Here is a 13,893-nt window from a genome sequence, read left to right on the forward strand (position 1 = left end):
CGCCTACCGGGCGGCGCGGTCGCGGGCGGCCATGGCCGCGCCGACGATGCCCGCGTTGTTCTGGAGCTTCGCGGGGACGATCTCCGCCCGGATGCCCTTGATCAGCGGCAGGAACTTCTCCGGCTTGCGGCTGACGCCGCCGCCCAGGATGAGCAGGTCCGGGGAGAAGAGCATCTCCACGTGGGCCAGGTACTTCTCCAGCCGCTGCGCCCAGCGCTCCCAGCTGAGGTCCCCGTCCTCCTTGGCCTTGACCGAGGCCCGCGTCTCCGCGTCGTGGCCCTTGAGCTCCAGGTGGCCCAGCTCCGTGTTCGGTACGAGCCTGCCGTCCAGGAAGAGCGCGCTGCCGATGCCCGTGCCCAGGGTCAGCAGGAGCACGGTGCCGGCCACCCCGCGGCCCGCGCCGTACGTCATCTCCGCGACGCCCGCGGCGTCGGCGTCGTTGAGGACCGTGACCGGCCTGCCGCCCAGCCGGTCCGACAGCAGGGCGGCCGCGTCGACGCCCACCCAGCCCTTGTCCATGTTGGCCGCCGTCCGGATCACGCCGCCGGTGACCACGCCGGGGAAGGTGACACCGACCGGGCCCTCCCAGGAGAAGGCGCCCACCACTTCCGCGACACAGCCGGCCACCCCCTCGGGGGTGGCCGGCTGTGGGGTCGCCACCTTGTGGCGCTCCCGCGCCAGCTCGCCGCGCTCCAGGTCCACGGGAGCGCCCTTGATGCCGGAACCGCCAATGTCCACGCCGAAGATCTGCATGGACATACGGTACGAAAGGAGTTACTTGTCGGCGACCAGTTCGGCGGCTTCGGCGCGCAGGTCGCGGCGCAGCTCCTTGGGCAGGGAGAAGACGATCGACTCCTCGGCCGTCTTGACGATCTCCACGTCGGCGAAGCCGCGCTCCGCGAGCCACTCCAGCACCTGCTCGACCAGCACCTCCGGCACCGAGGCGCCCGAGGTCAGCCCGACCGTGGTGACGCCCTCCAGCCAGGCCTCGTCGATCTCGCTCGCGAAGTCGACCAGGTGGGCGGCGCGGGCGCCGGCGTCCAGGGCGACCTCGACCAGGCGGATGGAGTTCGAGCTGTTCTTGGAGCCAACGACGATGACCAGGTCGGAATCGGCGCCCATCGCCTTGACGGCGGCCTGCCGGTTCGAGGTGGCGTAGCAGATGTCGTCGCTGGGCGGGGAGACGAGCAGCGGGAACTTCGTCTTCAGCGCGTCGACGGTCTCCATCGTCTCGTCGACCGAGAGGGTGGTCTGGGAGAGCCAGACGACCTTGGACTCGTCGCGGACCTCGACCTTGGCCACGTCGTCCGGGCCGTCGACGATGGTGATGTGGTCCGGGGCCTCGCCGGAGGTGCCGATGACCTCCTCGTGGCCCTCGTGGCCGATGAGGAGGATGTCGAAGTCCTCGTTCGCGTAGCGGATGGCTTCCTTGTGGACCTTGGTGACCAGCGGGCAGGTCGCGTCGATCGTCGCGAGCCGGCCGTTGGCCGCCTCCTCGTGCACCACCGGCGCCACGCCGTGCGCGGAGAACATCACGATGTTGCCCGGCGGGACCTCCTCCGTCCGCTCGACGAAGACGGCGCCCTTCTTCTGCAGCGTCTGGACGACGTACTTGTTGTGCACGATCTCGTGGCGGACGTAGACCGGAGCGCCGTACTGCTCGAGGGCCTTCTCGACAGCGATCACGGCACGGTCCACGCCCGCGCAGTAACCGCGCGGGGCGGCGAGCAGGACGCGGCGGGAGGCGGGAGCGGGGGCGGGAGCAGTCATGCGCTCCATCGTACGGGGGTCTCCAGCAGGCCGGACGTCGCCCGTTCGGCACAGACTTGGCCGAACGTCCGTACCGACCGTCACCCGGAGGACCCATGGCATCCGCTACGGATTCCAGCACGGCGGCCCCCGCGGCACTGCGCCGGAGCCTGGGCTTCCGCGACCTGGTGGTCTACGGGCTGCTCTTCATCGCGCCGATGGCACCGGTGGGGGTGTTCGGCACCCTCGACGCGAAGTCGCACGGCGCCGTGGCCCTCGTGTACCTGGTCGCGACCGTGGCGATGGCCTTCACGGCCCTCTCGTACGCGCAGATGGTGCGGGTGGCCCCGCAGGCCGGTTCGGTCTTCACGTACGCGCGCAAGGGGCTCGGCGAGGGGCCGGGGCTGATCGCCGGGTGGATGGCGATGCTGGACTACCTGCTGATCCCGGCGGTGGCGTACCTGTTCTCCGGGATCGCGATGCACGCGCTGGTGCCGGAGGTGTCCCGCTGGGTGTGGACGGCGCTGGCCGTGGTGGTCACCACCCTGCTGAACCTGTGGGGCGTACGGGTGGCCGCGCGGGTGGGCTTCGCCGTGCTGGCGGTGGAGATCACGGTGCTGGTGGTGTTCCTGGTGGCGGCGGTGACCGTGCTGGCCGGGGGCGGGGCCCGGCGCGGCTGGCTCTCGCCGCTGACCGGCGACGGCTCGCTGGGCTTCTCGGCGGCGGCCGTGCTGGGCGCGGTGTCCGTGGCGGTCCTGTCGTACCTGGGCTTCGACGCCATCGCCTCCTTCGCGGAGGAGGTCACCGGGGGGAGCGCTCGGGTGGCCCGGGCGGTGCTGTTCTGCCTGGCGCTGACCGGGGTGCTGTTCGTCGCCCAGACCTACCTGGCGGCGCTGCTGGCCCCGGTGTCCTCGGCGGAGCTGGCGGCCGACCCGGCGCTCCAGGGGCCGGCCTTCTACGACGCGGTCGAGGCCTCGGTCGGGTCCTGGCTGCACGACCTGGTGGCGGTGAGCAAGGCGGTCGGGGCGGCCTTCGCGGCGCTGGCCGGGCAGGCCGCGGCTGGGCGGCTGCTGTTCGCGATGGCCCGGGAGCGGCGGCTGCCGGCCGCGCTGGCGCGCACCTCGGGCGGTACGCCGAGGGCGGCGCTGCTGGTGGCGGCCGCGGTGACGCTGGTGGCGGCGGTGTGGGCGGCCCGGCGCGACGACGGCCTCGACCATCTGGTCTCCGTGGTGGACGTCGGGGCCCTGGTGGCCTTCACCCTGCTGCACGCCTCGGTGGTGGGGTGGTTCGTCGTCCGGCGGCAGGAGGGGGCCCCGGTCTGGTGGAAGCACCTGGTGGTGCCGGTGCTGGGGGCGGCGGTGACGGTGGCGGTGATCGTGGAGGCCTCCTGGACCGCGCAGCTGGTGGGAGCGGTGTGGCTGCTGGTGGGGCTGGGGGTGCTCCTCGTACAGCGCGGGCGCGACCGCGCGGGCGCCGACACCCCGGGCGGCGCCTGAGACGCTGTCAGCGGCGCCGGTTAGCCTGCGTGCATGGGTCTGAATACGTCGGCTGACGCGCCGCTGCCGGTCGGTCAGGTGTCCCGGCTGATCGGGGGCTGGATCGACCGCCTGGGCCAGGTGTGGGTGGAGGGGCAGATCACGCAGCTGTCCCGGCGGCCGGGGGCCGGGGTGGTGTTCCTGACGCTGCGCGACCCGTCGCACGACGTCTCGGTCAGCGTGACCTGCTTCCGCCAGGTCTGGGACGAGGTCGCGGACCTGGTCTCCGAGGGCGCGCGGGTCGTCGTACTGGCCAAGCCGGAGTGGTACGCCCCGCGCGGGCAGCTGTCCCTGCGGGTGAGCGAGATCCGCCCGGTCGGCATCGGGGAGCTGCTGGCGCGCCTGGAGCGGCTGAAGCGGTCGCTGGCCGCCGAGGGGCTGTTCGCGCTGGACCGCAAGAAGCCGCTGCCGTTCCTCCCGCAGCTGATCGGCCTGGTGGTGGGGCGGGCCTCGGCGGCCGAGCGGGACGTGCTGGAGAACGCGCGCCGCCGCTGGCCCGCGGTCCGCTTCGAGGTGCGCAACGTGGCCGTGCAGGGGGTGCACGCGGTGCCCCAGGTGGTGGAGGCGGTCAGGGAGCTGGACGCGCGGCCCGATGTGGACGTGATCATCGTGGCGCGGGGCGGCGGCAGCGTGGAGGACCTGCTGCCCTTCTCCGACGAGGAGGTCGTCCGGACGGTCGCGGCCGCCCGCACCCCGGTGGTGTCGGCGATCGGGCACGAGCCGGACTCCCCGCTGCTGGACCTGGTGGCGGACCTGCGGGCGTCGACGCCGACGGACGCGGCCAAGAAGGTGGTCCCGGACGTGGGCGAGGAGCTGGAGCGGGTGCGCCAGCTCCAGGGCCGGGGACTGCGCGCCCTGCGCGCCCTGCTCGACCGGGAGGAGCGCGGGCTGGAGCACTGCCTCGCGCGCCCGGTGTTCGTACACCCGCAGCGGATGGTGGAGACCCGGGAGGCCGAGCTGGACGCGCTGCTGGCCCGTAGCCGGCGCACGCTCGGGCACCTGCTGGACCGGGCCGACTCGGAGCTGGAGCACACCCTCGCCCGGGTGGTGGCGCTGTCCCCGGCGGCCACCCTGGAGCGCGGGTACGCGGTGCTCCAGCGGGCGGACGGGCACGTGGTGCGGGCGGCCGCGGAGGTCACGGCGGGCGAGGTGCTGCGCGCCCGGGTGGCGGCGGGGGCGTTCACGGTGGCGGTCGCGGAGTCCGGCGCCGGGGGCCCGGAAACGGGCCCGGGAGCAGGCGCGGAGACGGGTCCGCGAGAGGGCCCGGAAACGCCGGTGGAACCGGGCTCGACCGCGGGTGCAGGGCCCCTCGAAAACTGACACATTCCACCGCAACCCGATGCACCGCACACCTACGATGGGATACCAAGGAATGACCGACACCGATACGGCGCTGGGGTATGAGCAGGCGCGCGACGAGCTCGTCGAGGTCGTCCGCAAACTGGAGGCCGGCGGCACCTCGCTGGAGGAGTCACTGGCCCTCTGGGAGCGCGGCGAGGAGCTGGCGAAGGTCTGCCGGCACTGGCTCGAGGGGGCTCGCGCCCGGCTCGACTCGGCGCTGGCGGCCCGGGAGGCGGCGGCCGGCCAGGACGGCGGCGGCCGCGAGGAGTGATCCGGCTCACCCGCCCCGACCAGTTAGTTGAAATTTCACCTACTTTCGCCGTAGGGTCGGTGATACCGCTTCACTTCCGTACCCGACGAAGAAGGCTTACCGATGTCTCTCGTGCTCGATGCCGCTGCTCAGGACCTGCTGTTCCGCGAGGCCCGCACCGCCAACTCGTTCTCCGACGAGCCCGTGACCGAGGAGCAGGTCCAGGCCATCTACGACCTGGTGAAGTACGGCCCCACCGCTTTCAACCAGACCCCGCTGCGCATCACCCTCGTCCGCTCCCCCGAGGCCCGCGAGCGCCTCGTCAAGCACATGGCCGAGGGCAACCAGCCCAAGACCGCCGCCGCCCCGCTGGTCGCGATCCTCTCCGCGGACAACGAGTTCCACGAGGAGCTCCCCCAGCTGCTGCCGCACTTCCCGCAGGCCAAGGACGCCTTCTTCTCCGAGCGCCCGGTCCGCGAGCAGTCCGCGGTGCTGAACGCGGCCCTCCAGGCCGCCTACTTCATCATCGGCATCCGCGCCGCCGGCCTGGCCGCCGGCCCGATGACCGGCCTGGACTTCGCCGGCGTGCAGAAGGAGTTCCTGGACGCCGACCACACCCCGCTGATGGTCGTCAACATCGGCAAGCCGGGCGAGGACGCCTGGTTCCCGCGCTCCCCGCGCCTGGAGTTCGACCAGGTCGTCACCACCGTCTGAGCCCGCCGGGCCGCCCGCGAGGGCAGCCGCGGGCACCGCGTACGGCGAGAGGCCGCCCGCCCCGGGATCCGGGGCGGGCGGCCTCTCGCGTCGGTCGTGCGCACGGGTCCCGCCGCGGCCGCTACGGGGTCTGCGGCCCCTGCTTGAACTCCAGCGCCGCCGCCATCGCGCCCAGCCCCTCATAGGAGGCCGTGCCGGTCACCACGGTGACGTAGCCCTGCTCCTGCCGGACCAGCGCGTCGTACTTCTCGCCGTCCCAGCGCTCCCACGCCCGGTCGCCGACCTGCTGGGTCTGCCCGGTGGCCTTCGCCTGCTGGGTGAGCTTGGCCACGTTCTTGGCGGAGGCGTCGGTGGACTGCTCCACGGCGACGTACTGCCTGTCCGGGTCCTGGAAGCCCAGGTGCCAGGCGTGCGCGTTCTTGCGCTCGAAGGTCACCGAGGTGGCCCTCCACTGCTCGGGAAGGCCCACCGGGGCCGCCACCGGGTACGGCGCCGCGCGCCGGGCCGTGATGGTCTCCACCCGGTAGTCCACCGTGCGCGTCGGGTCGGCGTCCTCGTCGTGGGGGACGAACATGTAGATGCCCGCCACGACCACGCCGATCACCGCCAGCGACCGGACCATGTCCCAGACCGTCTGCTTGCCTTTCATACCTGCCACGGCACCATCGTCCCGCATCGTCCTGGGCGATCACCGCCGGGGTGGGCGTGGCGGCGGTGGCGGCTCCCGCGGCGGGGCGCCGCGATGTCCGCTCAGCCGTACGGGCGCACCGATATTCCGCTCATACGTGACCCGGTCTGCTCAATATGTCGATGAACCGATAGAGTTCCAGCACCCTCACATCCCGGCCGTCGTCGTACAGAAAGGTGCGCTCCGATGACCGAGCACAACCTGCCGCCCCAGCTCGAAGTCGCTCCCGATTCGCCTGACCGCAACCTCGCCCTGGAACTCGTACGGGTCACCGAGGCCGCGGCCCTCGCCGCGGGCCGGTGGGTCGGCCGCGGCGACAAGATCGGCGCCGACGGTGCCGCGGTCAACGCGATGCGCACCCTGATCTCCACCGTCTCGATGAACGGCGTCGTCGTCATCGGCGAGGGCGAGAAGGACGAAGCGCCGATGCTCTTCAACGGCGAGCACGTCGGCGACGGCACCGGCGCCGAGGTCGACATCGCCGTGGACCCGATCGACGGCACCACGCTCAACGCCAAGGGCATGCCCAACGCCATCGCCGTCCTGGCCGCCGCCGACCGCGGCACCATGTTCGACCCGTCCGCGGTCTTCTACATGGACAAGCTGGTCACGGGCCCGGAGGCCGCTGACTTCGTCGACATCAACGCCCCCGTCTCGGTGAACATCCGCCGCGTCGCCAAGGCCAAGAGCATCGCCCCCGAGGACGTCACGGTCGTCATCCTGGACCGCCCCCGTCACGAGGGCATCGTCAGGGAGATCCGCGAGACCGGCGCCCGGATCAAGTTCATCTCCGACGGCGACGTCGCCGGCTCGGTCATGGCGGTCCGCGAGGGTACGGGCGTCGACCTGCTCATGGGCATCGGCGGCACCCCCGAGGGCATCATCTCGGCCTGCGCCATAAAGTGCCTCGGCGGCGTCATCCAGGGCAAGCTGTGGCCCAAGGACGAGGCGGAGCGCCAGAAGGCGATCGACGCGGGCCACGACCTGGACCGCGTCCTGACCACGAACGACCTGGTGTCCGGCGAGAACGTCTTCTTCGTCGCCACCGGCATCACGGACGGCGAGCTGCTGCGCGGCGTCCACTACCGCTCGGAGACCGCGACCACGTCCTCGCTGGTCATGCGGTCGAAGTCGGGCACGATCCGGCAGATCGACTCCACGCACCGCCTGTCGAAGCTGCGCGCCTACAGCGACATCGACTTCGACCGCGCCCAGTAGGAGCGGTCCGGCCGTCGACGGCACGGCGAAGGGGCGGTCCCTGTGCGGGGGACCGCCCCTTCGGCGTGCCGTGTCCGCGGCGGGGTGCCGCGGTGCGGTGCCGGGGTGCGGTGCCGGGGTGCCGCGCGCCGCGCCGGTCAGCCCGCCGCGGCGACCTGGCCGGGCGCACCCGCGCCGGGAAGCAGCTCGGCGGCCCGGCGCCGCCTGCGCCCCAGCACCACGCGGCGCTCGGCGGCGGTGAGCCCGCCCCAGACCCCGTACGGCTCGGGCTGGAGCAGGGCGTGCTCCCGGCAGGCGACCATCACGGGGCAGCGCGCGCAGACCCTTTTGGCGGCCTCCTCGCGGGCGAGCCGGGCCGCGGTCGGCTCCTTGGACGGTGCGAAGAAGAGTCCCGCCTCATCCCTGCGGCAGACGGCCTCGGCGTGCCATGGGCCGTCCTCTTCCCTGGCCGGAACCCGCGGCTTCGGCACGGCGGCCGGACGCGTCTGAAGACTCTGGACGGCGGCTGCCTGCAGGGACTGATGCGGCGGATGCGGCACGGTCTACTCCTGACGACGTATACGCGAGCGAGAGACGATGCACCAGTCCCTACCCGCTGCGCGTGCCGCTAAGCCCCGTGCGCCACCGGGGCGGACCGGTTCGTCCGAAACCGGACGCCGCCCGGTCGGATTCAGTCCCGGCGCTCGCGGAGCTTCGCCGCCAGGTCGACCAGGCGGGAGCCGCGCCGGGGGCGGGCCTCGATGTTGCCGAGCAGGGCGAAGCCGCGGACGATCACCACGGGGGCCTGCGGGTCGGCGGCGAGGCCCTCGCCGCGCACTTCGAAGTTGCCGAGGACGCCGCTGCCGTAGCCGCGCAGGGTGACGTTCTCGGGGACGAGGACCTCGACGTTGCCCAGGACGCTGGCGACGGTGATCTCGGTGACCTGCTGCTCGAAGACGGCTTCGGTGAGGTCGATCGTGACGTCGCCCATGACCGAGACCGCACGGGTGCGGGCGCCGGGGCGCCAGCGGCCCTTGCGGGCCGAGCTGCTGCACACCGCGACCACCGTCTCGACGGGTCCGGCGGCCGGCGGGGGCGCCACGGCGGGCGCGACGGCCGGCCGGTGCCCGGCGGCCGCCGGGAGGTCGCGTACCAGGACGTCCAGCTCCCCGACCGTCTTGACGGCGTACAGGGCGTCCAGGCGCTCGGCGTGCTCCTCGGAGCTCAGCCGGCCCTCCGCGAGGGCGTCCGAGAGGATCTGCGCGATCCGGTCCCGGTCGGCGTCGGAGGCGCGCAGTCCGGAGGGCCCGGCGGCGGGCGCGGGGGCAGGGGCGGCGGAGTGCTTTTCCAGGTCCACGCCGCCAGCATAGCGAAACACGATAGATCGCGATAGCGCTGGGTGAGCCTTACCTCACAGACACAGTCGGCGCGAGAGGTCCTACGCTGGACAGTCGCGCTGCCAATTGGTCGCCAGCGCTGTCCGCCGAGTGAGGAATGGCTACCCAAATGCCGGAGTTCGCGTACACCGACCTGCTGCCCCTGGGCGAGGACACCACCCCTTACCGGCTGGTGACCTCGGAGGGCGTCTCGACGTTCGAGGCCGACGGCCGTACGTTCCTCAAGGTCGAGCCCGAGGCGCTGCGCACGCTCGCCGCGGAGGCCATCCACGACATCCAGCACTTCCTGCGCCCCGCGCACCTGGCGCAGCTCCGCCGGATCATCGACGACCCGGAGGCGAGCTCGAACGACAAGTTCGTCGCGCTCGACCTCCTGAAGAACGCGAACATCGCGGCGGCCGGGGTCCTGCCGATGTGCCAGGACACGGGCACGGCCATCGTCATGGGCAAGCGCGGCCAGAACGTGCTGACCGGGGGCGGCGACGAGGCGGCGCTCTCGCGCGGCATCTACGACGCGTACACGAAGCTGAACCTGCGCTACTCGCAGATGGCCCCGCTGACCATGTGGGAGGAGAAGAACACCGGCTCGAACCTGCCCGCGCAGATCGAGCTGTACGCGACCGACGGCGGCGCGTACAAGTTCCTCTTCATGGCCAAGGGCGGCGGCTCCGCCAACAAGTCCTTCCTCTACCAGGAGACGAAGGCGGTCCTCAACGAGGCCTCCATGATGAAGTTCCTGGAGGAGAAGATCCGCTCGCTCGGTACGGCGGCCTGCCCGCCGTACCACCTGGCGATCGTGGTCGGCGGCACCTCGGCCGAGCACGCCCTGAAGACCGCCAAGTACGCCTCCGCGCACTACCTGGACGAGCTCCCGACCGAGGGCTCCCCCCTCGGCCACGGCTTCCGCGACCTGGACCTGGAGCAGCAGGTCTTCGAACTGACCCAGAAGATCGGCATCGGCGCGCAGTTCGGCGGCAAGTACTTCTGCCACGACGTCCGCGTCGTGCGCCTCCCCCGCCACGGCGCCTCCCTGCCCGTCGCGATCGCCGTCTCCTGCTCGGCGGACCGCCAGGCGGTCGCGAAGATCACCGCCGAGGGCGTCTTCCTGGAGCAGCTGGAGACGGACCCGGCGCGGTTCCTGCCGGAGACCGAGGACGCGCACCTCGACGAGTCCGCGGACGTGGTGCGGATCGACCTGAACCAGCCGATGGACGAGATCCTGGCGACCCTGACCAAGCACCCGGTCAAGACCCGGCTGTCCCTGACCGGACCGCTGGTCGTGGCCCGCGACATCGCGCACGCCAAGATCAAGGAGCGGCTGGACGCGGGCGAGGGCATGCCGCAGTACCTCAAGGACCACCCGGTGTACTACGCCGGCCCGGCGAAGACCCCCGAGGGCTACGCCTCCGGCTCCTTCGGCCCGACCACGGCCGGCCGCATGGACAGCTACGTCGAGCAGTTCCAGGCGGCGGGCGGCTCGAAGGTCATGCTGGCCAAGGGCAACCGCTCGCAGCAGGTGACGGACGCGTGCGGCGCGCACGGCGGCTTCTACCTCGGCTCGATCGGCGGTCCGGCGGCGCGCCTGGCGCAGGACTGCATCAAGAAGGTCGAGGTCCTGGAGTACGAGGAGCTCGGCATGGAGGCGGTCTGGAAGATCGAGGTCGAGGACTTCCCGGCGTTCATCGTCGTCGACGACAAGGGCAACGACTTCTTCCAGAACCCGGCCCCGGAGCCGACGTTCACCCACATCCCGGTGCGCCAGGGGTCGCAGCTGTCGTAGTGCCTCCGCCCGGGCCCGTGGCCCGGGGGACCGAGGGCCCCTCCCCCGTGCGGGGGAGGGGCCCTCGCGCATGTCGCCCGATGGGCAGATGCCCTGCCGGCGGGCCGCGACGAGGCTGTTCCCGTCACTGGAAACAGCCTTCTCTCACCGGGAGTTCACCATGAGGAACCGTACGCGGACCCTTGCCCTGGCCGGCTCCGCCGCCCTGGCCGCGACGCTGGTCGCCGCCGCTCCGGCCCCCGCCACGCCCACCGCGCACAAGCCCGCCTCGGTGCACGGCGGCGGGACGGTCTCGTACCCGTACGTGCCCGCGGACCACGACATCCGCTTCACCGTCGACGCCGAGGCCGCCCCCTGGAGCAGGCCCTTCCCGGCTCCGGGCGGGGAGCAGGGGATGCCGGTCGACGCGCGCGGCAAGGTGACCGTCTTCCACGCCATGCCCGACCAGAACTTCACCGGCGTCGCCGAGGCGGAGGTGGACTGCATGGTCACCGGCGGCAGGACCGCCACGGTGACCGCGGTGGTCATCTCCTCGAACGTCGGCTGGGAGGGCAAGCGGATCGGGATCAGCGTCCAGGACGGCGAGCGCGGGGCCCCGGACCGGGTCGGCTTCTCCTGGGGCATCGCCAACGTCGACGTGAAGGCCGACGGATCCGCCTCCGCGGCCCCCGTGGGCACCTGCATGGCCCCGGCCCCCTTCACGGAGGTCGTCAAGGGCGGCTTCAAGGTGACCCCCGCCCCGCTGGCCCCGCGCCCGGCGCGTCCTGGGGCCACCGGTTAACGTCGGGGTCACAGGCCCGCACCCGGCCGTTCACCCCGGTTCGCAAGGATCCCCGCATGGCACCGACGCTCTCGTCCCCCCGCACCGCCCGCGCCGTCCGGGTGGTCGCGCACCGCGGGGCCTCGCACGAGCACCCCGAGCACACCATCGAGGCCTACCGGAAGGCCATCGCCGACGGGGCCGACGCCCTGGAGTGCGATGTGCGCCTCAGCGGCGACGGGCGGCTGGTGTGCGTGCACGACCGGACGGTGGAACGGACCTCCGACGGGCGGGGCGTGGTCTCCGCGATGACGTACGAGGAGCTGTCGGCGTTCGACTTCGGCGGCTGGAAGGGCGAGGAGCACCGCGGCGCGCGGGTGCTGCTCTTCGAGGACCTGCTCAGGGAGGCCCTGGCGGCGGACCGGCCCGTGGGGCTGGCCGTGGAGACCAAGCACCCCACCCGGGCCGGCGGCCGGCTGGAGGCCGAGCTGGTGCGGGTCCTGAAGGAGCACGGGCTCGCCGACGGCTCCGACGGCCGCGTCGAGGTGATGAGCTTCTCCCGCGGCGCGCTGATGCGGATGCACCGGCTGGCACCCGGTCTGCCCGCCGTGTACCTGATCGAGCGGAGCCTGCGGCCCCCGCGCCCGCCGTTCGCGGGGCACGCGGGTCCCGGTATCGACCTGGTGCGCAGGGATCCGGGGCTGGTGGGGCGGCTGAGGGCGCAGGGGCTGCGGGTGCGGGTGTGGACCGTGGACGAGCCCGAGGACGTGGAGCTGTGCGTACGGCTCGGGGTGGAGACGATCATCACCAACCGGCCCCGTCTGGTCCGGGAGCAGCTGGAAGCGCTGTGACGGCGTCGCGCCCCTCCCCCGACGTGGGAACACCCGGCCGGGTTCGGTCCGGCCGGGTGCGGGGGGTCGGTGGGGGTGAGGGGGCGGGGGGTTACACGAAGCGCTGGTTCGCCGAGCCGTTGCAGGGCTGGAGGCGCAGCTGCTCGTGGGCGGCGGGGACCGTCAGGCACATGCCGGGGGCGGCGGCGGGGCGCAGGGTGGCGCCGTCGCGGACGAACTGCTGGTTGGCGCCGCCGTGGCAGTTGTAGAGGATCAGGCCGGTGCCGGCGCCGTAGTTGGCTCCGGGGGCGTCCAGGCAGCGGTCGTGGGTGAGCTCGATGTGGAGGGACTTCTTCGAGGAGTCGTACCACCAGCCCTGGTTGCGGCCGCCGTGGCAGTCCCAGCCCACCACCTTGGTGTCGTTGGCGCTGGCGCCGCCGAAGGAGTCGAGGCAGTTGCCGGTGGCCTCGTTCTTCAGGGGCCGGTAGAGGGAGTCCCAGGCTCCGGGCTGGAGGACGGGCGTGCCGGTGCTCGCGGGGTCGGCGCAGGAGGCCTCGCGCAGGCCGGAGGAGTAGAGCTGGGTCAGGCAGGACGCGAAGGCGCCGTGGCCGCGGTAGTTGGGGTGGAAGGACTGGCGGGCGGTGTTCTCATCCCACGGGAAGTGGTCCCCGAGGTCCAGGTAGAGCCCGCGGGCCCAGGCGTCCTCCATGCAGACCTCGTGGCCGTGGAAGAGCCGGGAGTTGTCCAGGTAGACGGCGCCGGAGGCCAGGGCGGCGGCGCGCATGCCCTTCTCGAAGGCGGGGACGGCGTGGTTGCGGCCCCAGGTGGCGTCGGAGTCGTAGCCCGCGCAGCCGCCGGGGAGCTTGCCGGGGAAGCTGGGGTTGTCGTTGAAGTCGGGGCCGATGGGGCTGGGGTAGCCCATCAGGACCAGCTTGTAGTCGGAGTCGGCGTAGCCCGCGTCGCGCATGACCGTCTTGAGGTCGGCGACGGTCGCCTCGACCTTGGGCTTGAGCCCGTCGACGCGCGCCTGCCAGCCGGGGGCGTACTTGGGCTCACAGGTGCCCTGGCTGAGCACCCAGCGGGTGACGCAGTCGGTCATGACGGGGCCGAACTGGAGGTCGTCGTTGGCGCCGGCGACCAGCACCACCATCTTGATCCTGGTGTTGCGGGCCTTGATGGCGAGGCTGTCGCTCTGCACCAGCTCGTCGGCGTACTGCTTGCTGCCGCCGATGCGGATGTTGCCGGTGTAGCCGCCGGAGCAGGCGACGTTGAAGGTCAGGTCGGCGGGGATGCCGGTGCGGTGGATGGCCGCGTCGGGTGAGCGGTGGCACTGGTTGGACGAGGTGTTGGTGGCGGGGTCGTAGTTGCCGACGCCCTCGCCGGAGATCTCGCTGTCGCCGAGGGAGATCAGGCCGGTCTTGCGCTCGGCCGGCGGCCGGACGGCCGGGTCCCCGTAGATCCTGGTGGCCTCGGCGGCGCGGATGGCCTCCAGTTCCGGCGGGAGGGGGGTGATCGAGCCGGACGCGGCGGGGGCCGCCTGGGCCATGGGGGTGATGGCGGTGACGCCCCCGAGGGCGGCCGCGAACGCCGCGACGGCGGCGAAGGTAGATCTGAGCCTGGGTTTCGTACGGGCACGTGCCATGAACGCCTCC

Annotated in this window: 14 protein-coding genes; 8 read left to right on the top strand and 6 right to left on the bottom strand. The window is 72.5% G+C overall.

Translation table 11 applies throughout. The annotated features are described in order from the left end of the window. Positions 1-3: 3 nt before the first annotated feature. Together ppgK and ACZ4WZ_RS17980 are read right to left on the bottom strand one after the other, a co-directional pair. Positions 4-753 carry a polyphosphate--glucose phosphotransferase gene (ppgK, locus tag ACZ4WZ_RS17975; RefSeq protein WP_467891305.1) on the bottom strand — a complete coding sequence of 250 codons (750 nt, stop codon included), beginning with the start codon at positions 751-753 and terminating at the stop codon, positions 4-6. A 21-nt stretch (positions 754-774) separates the two neighbouring features. After that, the gene (locus tag ACZ4WZ_RS17980) at positions 775-1,779 is read right to left on the bottom strand and encodes a 4-hydroxy-3-methylbut-2-enyl diphosphate reductase (protein WP_467891307.1); all 1,005 of its coding nucleotides are present in this window, start codon (positions 1,777-1,779) and stop codon (positions 775-777) included. A gap of 86 nt (positions 1,780-1,865) precedes the next feature. On the opposite strand from ACZ4WZ_RS17980, the gene ACZ4WZ_RS17985 reads away from it, so the two are divergent. The 4 genes from ACZ4WZ_RS17985 to ACZ4WZ_RS18000 all read left to right on the top strand — a co-directional run bounded on the left by ACZ4WZ_RS17985 (position 1,866) and on the right by ACZ4WZ_RS18000 (position 5,589). After that, entirely contained in the window at positions 1,866-3,245 is a 1,380-nt protein-coding gene (locus ACZ4WZ_RS17985; protein ID WP_467891310.1) for an APC family permease, read from the top strand. 33 nt (positions 3,246-3,278) lie between these two features. After that, entirely contained in the window at positions 3,279-4,604 is a 1,326-nt protein-coding gene (gene xseA, locus ACZ4WZ_RS17990) for an exodeoxyribonuclease VII large subunit (RefSeq protein ID WP_467891312.1), read from the top strand. A 52-nt stretch (positions 4,605-4,656) separates the two neighbouring features. After that, positions 4,657-4,896 carry an exodeoxyribonuclease VII small subunit gene (locus ACZ4WZ_RS17995; RefSeq protein WP_467891315.1) on the top strand — a complete coding sequence of 80 codons (240 nt, stop codon included), beginning with the start codon at positions 4,657-4,659 and terminating at the stop codon, positions 4,894-4,896. Between the two features lie 102 nt (positions 4,897-4,998). Further along, positions 4,999-5,589, top strand: coding sequence for a malonic semialdehyde reductase (locus ACZ4WZ_RS18000; protein WP_388934181.1), 591 nt, complete (start codon positions 4,999-5,001; stop codon positions 5,587-5,589). A 121-nt stretch (positions 5,590-5,710) separates the two neighbouring features. Here ACZ4WZ_RS18000 and ACZ4WZ_RS18005 read toward each other — a convergent pair whose 3' ends face one another. Continuing rightward, entirely contained in the window at positions 5,711-6,238 is a 528-nt protein-coding gene (locus ACZ4WZ_RS18005) for a DUF4245 domain-containing protein (RefSeq protein ID WP_467891537.1), read from the bottom strand. A gap of 225 nt (positions 6,239-6,463) precedes the next feature. On the opposite strand from ACZ4WZ_RS18005, the gene glpX reads away from it, so the two are divergent. After that, positions 6,464-7,495 (top strand): class II fructose-bisphosphatase, encoded by a 1,032-nt coding sequence (glpX, locus tag ACZ4WZ_RS18010; protein WP_388934184.1) that lies wholly within the window; start codon positions 6,464-6,466, stop codon positions 7,493-7,495. A gap of 137 nt (positions 7,496-7,632) precedes the next feature. Here the strand turns inward: glpX and ACZ4WZ_RS18015 are convergent, their stop codons facing one another. Beyond that, complete coding sequence (locus ACZ4WZ_RS18015) at positions 7,633-8,034, bottom strand: WhiB family transcriptional regulator (RefSeq protein ID WP_388934188.1); 402 nt, start codon at positions 8,032-8,034, stop codon at positions 7,633-7,635. A 131-nt stretch (positions 8,035-8,165) separates the two neighbouring features. Further along, positions 8,166-8,831: a DUF1707 SHOCT-like domain-containing protein gene (locus ACZ4WZ_RS18020; protein WP_467891319.1), complete on the bottom strand. Its 666-nt coding sequence runs from the start codon at positions 8,829-8,831 to the stop codon at positions 8,166-8,168. Between the two features lie 149 nt (positions 8,832-8,980). On the opposite strand from ACZ4WZ_RS18020, the gene ACZ4WZ_RS18025 reads away from it, so the two are divergent. The 3 genes from ACZ4WZ_RS18025 to ACZ4WZ_RS18035 all read left to right on the top strand — a co-directional run bounded on the left by ACZ4WZ_RS18025 (position 8,981) and on the right by ACZ4WZ_RS18035 (position 12,262). Beyond that, on the top strand, positions 8,981-10,651 hold the full coding sequence (locus ACZ4WZ_RS18025; RefSeq protein WP_467891321.1) for a fumarate hydratase: 1,671 nt from the start codon (positions 8,981-8,983) through the stop codon (positions 10,649-10,651). Between the two features lie 160 nt (positions 10,652-10,811). Then, positions 10,812-11,432 carry a hypothetical protein gene (locus tag ACZ4WZ_RS18030; protein ID WP_467891323.1) on the top strand — a complete coding sequence of 207 codons (621 nt, stop codon included), beginning with the start codon at positions 10,812-10,814 and terminating at the stop codon, positions 11,430-11,432. 56 nt (positions 11,433-11,488) lie between these two features. Beyond that, complete coding sequence (locus ACZ4WZ_RS18035) at positions 11,489-12,262, top strand: glycerophosphodiester phosphodiesterase (RefSeq protein WP_467891324.1); 774 nt, start codon at positions 11,489-11,491, stop codon at positions 12,260-12,262. A 91-nt stretch (positions 12,263-12,353) separates the two neighbouring features. Here ACZ4WZ_RS18035 and ACZ4WZ_RS18040 read toward each other — a convergent pair whose 3' ends face one another. Continuing rightward, positions 12,354-13,883, bottom strand: coding sequence for a ricin-type beta-trefoil lectin domain protein (locus ACZ4WZ_RS18040; RefSeq protein WP_467891326.1), 1,530 nt, complete (start codon positions 13,881-13,883; stop codon positions 12,354-12,356). Between the last annotated feature and the right edge of the window lie 10 nt (positions 13,884-13,893).

Source organism: Streptomyces sp. NPDC029122, from assembly GCF_055569445.1.

What these genes read in the sequence shown, in the direction of transcription:
- ppgK (WP_467891305.1), bottom strand. Translation starts at nt 753, where the DNA reads ATGCAGATCTTCGGCGTGGACATTGGCGGTTCCGGCATCAAGGGCGCT.
- ACZ4WZ_RS17980 (WP_467891307.1), bottom strand. Translation starts at nt 1,779, where the DNA reads ATGGAGCGCATGACTGCTCCCGCCCCCGCTCCCGCCTCCCGCCGCGTC.
- ACZ4WZ_RS17985 (WP_467891310.1), top strand. Translation starts at nt 1,866, where the DNA reads ATGGCATCCGCTACGGATTCCAGCACGGCGGCCCCCGCGGCACTGCGC.
- xseA (WP_467891312.1), top strand. Translation starts at nt 3,279, where the DNA reads ATGGGTCTGAATACGTCGGCTGACGCGCCGCTGCCGGTCGGTCAGGTG.
- ACZ4WZ_RS17995 (WP_467891315.1), top strand. Translation starts at nt 4,657, where the DNA reads ATGACCGACACCGATACGGCGCTGGGGTATGAGCAGGCGCGCGACGAG.
- ACZ4WZ_RS18000 (WP_388934181.1), top strand. Translation starts at nt 4,999, where the DNA reads ATGTCTCTCGTGCTCGATGCCGCTGCTCAGGACCTGCTGTTCCGCGAG.
- ACZ4WZ_RS18005 (WP_467891537.1), bottom strand. Translation starts at nt 6,238, where the DNA reads ATGAAAGGCAAGCAGACGGTCTGGGACATGGTCCGGTCGCTGGCGGTG.
- glpX (WP_388934184.1), top strand. Translation starts at nt 6,464, where the DNA reads ATGACCGAGCACAACCTGCCGCCCCAGCTCGAAGTCGCTCCCGATTCG.
- ACZ4WZ_RS18025 (WP_467891321.1), top strand. Translation starts at nt 8,981, where the DNA reads ATGCCGGAGTTCGCGTACACCGACCTGCTGCCCCTGGGCGAGGACACC.
- ACZ4WZ_RS18030 (WP_467891323.1), top strand. Translation starts at nt 10,812, where the DNA reads ATGAGGAACCGTACGCGGACCCTTGCCCTGGCCGGCTCCGCCGCCCTG.
- ACZ4WZ_RS18035 (WP_467891324.1), top strand. Translation starts at nt 11,489, where the DNA reads ATGGCACCGACGCTCTCGTCCCCCCGCACCGCCCGCGCCGTCCGGGTG.
- ACZ4WZ_RS18040 (WP_467891326.1), bottom strand. Translation starts at nt 13,883, where the DNA reads ATGGCACGTGCCCGTACGAAACCCAGGCTCAGATCTACCTTCGCCGCC.